At 55.5% G+C, this 2,002-nt stretch carries 1 protein-coding gene; it reads right to left on the bottom strand.

The annotated features are described in order from the left end of the window. Window positions 1–31: 31 nt before the first annotated feature. Window positions 32–2,002 (bottom strand): FG-GAP-like repeat-containing protein (locus tag CDH49_RS15445; protein WP_193434744.1); only part of this gene is annotated, 1,971 nt, incomplete at its 5' end.

Genomic DNA, 2,002 nt, shown 5'->3' on the forward strand with positions numbered 1-2,002 from the left:
ATCACCATCATTAATTTGTAAAAACGGTATTTTAATCCAATCTAAAGATTGCCAATGGCATGTTGTTGTTTGCAATGAACAGGTAGGGCCTTCCCTTGACATCGACACGCTCCATACGCTTGGCGTTCAGGTCGTTGTAAAAGCCCATGTCCCGATATGGCCTCATGCCCCCCTTTGAGTCCCCAAACAATATGTACCCAACGTTGGAATCGTAGCGCACCGTCTCCACCTCGGCCTCATGGATCGCGCCCGAGCCAACAACGTCAAGGTGGCCATCACCGTTGACGTCCATGAACACGAACGACATCGTGGGGCCAAACTGCGCAACGCCCGGAAGGTGACGGACCTCGAACCTTCCGTCCCCCTTGTTCTCAATGTACACCGACTCGAACACGTGCGCCTGCCTATGGTACGAACTTGCCAGCATCTCGCTCCCGTAAATGTCCGCAAGGCTGGAGTTCGCGAACTCCTTGTAGGTCTTGATCTTTTCGCTAACGAACGGGTTCTGGCTCGTCGAGCATTCCTTGCCCCGGACCGGTACCAGGTCCCCATCGTAGAGCTTGCTCAATATCATGTCGTAGTTCCCGTCCCCATCAAAGTTGTTCCCATAGATGTGCAAGGGCTTCTCCATGGACGGATGGAACTTGTTGTTCCCCCCTAGGTTGCCCACAAAATAGTCCAGGTCGCCGTCATTGTCGAAATCCACCTCCGATATCGTGTTCCACCAGCCCTCGGTGCCACCCAGAGAGGCTATTTCACTTTTCTTAAATTTGCCCTTTTCATTGTTGAACACCGTTATGGGCATCCACTCACCGACCACCATAAGGTCCCTATCGCCGTCGCCGTCATAGTCAGACATCACCATATCGTTCACCATCCCTATGTCCGAGAGCCCCGGTGCAACCTTGTCCGTCACGTCCACAAAGCGCCCGTTGGCGTTCTCCAGCACGTACGATCTCGGTGCCAATGGGTACTTGCCCGGTACCACGCGCCCCCCTATGAACAGGTCCAGGTCGCCGTCACCATCGTAATCAAGGGAGGCCACCGCCTTGGTGCTGCCCAGCATTTTTGGCAGCCTGTCCGATCTGGTGAAATTGCCCTTGCCGTCGTTAAGGTAAAGCCTGTCCTGAAGCAGCACATCGTCCTCCTTAAGCTCGTAACCGCCGCTCGCCACGTAAAGGTCCAGGTCGCCATCGCCATCGGCATCAAAAAAGTGCGCGCCGTTGTCCTCGTAGCCCCTGTCCCTCTCGAATGCCGATTGGGCATGCATGCTGAACGTGCCCCCAGAGCTCTGAAGGTACAGTTCCGCAGGCTGTCCCAGCGACCCGCCAAGGAACACGTCATCCAGACCGTCGCCGTTCACGTCCGACACGGCAAGCGCAGGCCCCTGTTGCGACTGCTTCTGGGGCAGCAGCACCTGGCGCGAAAAATCGTCGAAATCGTTCTCGGCATGCCAAAAGCCTATGCCCAGAGCGTTAGGGTTCAGCCTGGTGAAGTGCCTTGGCTGTTCCCGTTCAGTCCCACTATTCGAATTCGAGCCGCTCTGCTCGAAGGTCACCGTACGGTTAGCCCTTATCCTGTCCGAAATGGTGAACTTGCCGTTGCCCCAGGCCACCTCTATGCGCTCGATCTCCTCCTCATCCCCAAGGCCAAAGTTCAGTACCGGCGAGACGGACGACTGGTAGCCCCTGGAAAGGAACAGCTCCTGGTACTGATGCCCACGTTCCGTGTACACCGTCACCCTTGCGCCTATCGCATTGATGTTGCCCTTGCCCCCAACAAGCTTGATGCTGATGTAGTTATTGGTGGAGTTGTTCCGGTAAACGCTAGCCTTGTCGTCCAGGTTGTTGACAACAAGGTCAAGGTCACCATCGTTGTCAAGGTCACCATAGGCGACACCGTTCGAGTTGACGGCCTTCCCAAAGCCCCAGTCGTCTATGACATTGGAAAACGAAAGCTCCCCCTCGTTCCTGAACGCATAGTTCTGAAGCTTATTTGAGGG

The sequence above is a fragment of the Confluentibacter citreus genome (assembly GCF_002807055.1).
GTDB classification, from domain to species: domain Bacteria; phylum Bacteroidota; class Bacteroidia; order Flavobacteriales; family Flavobacteriaceae; genus Confluentibacter; species Confluentibacter citreus.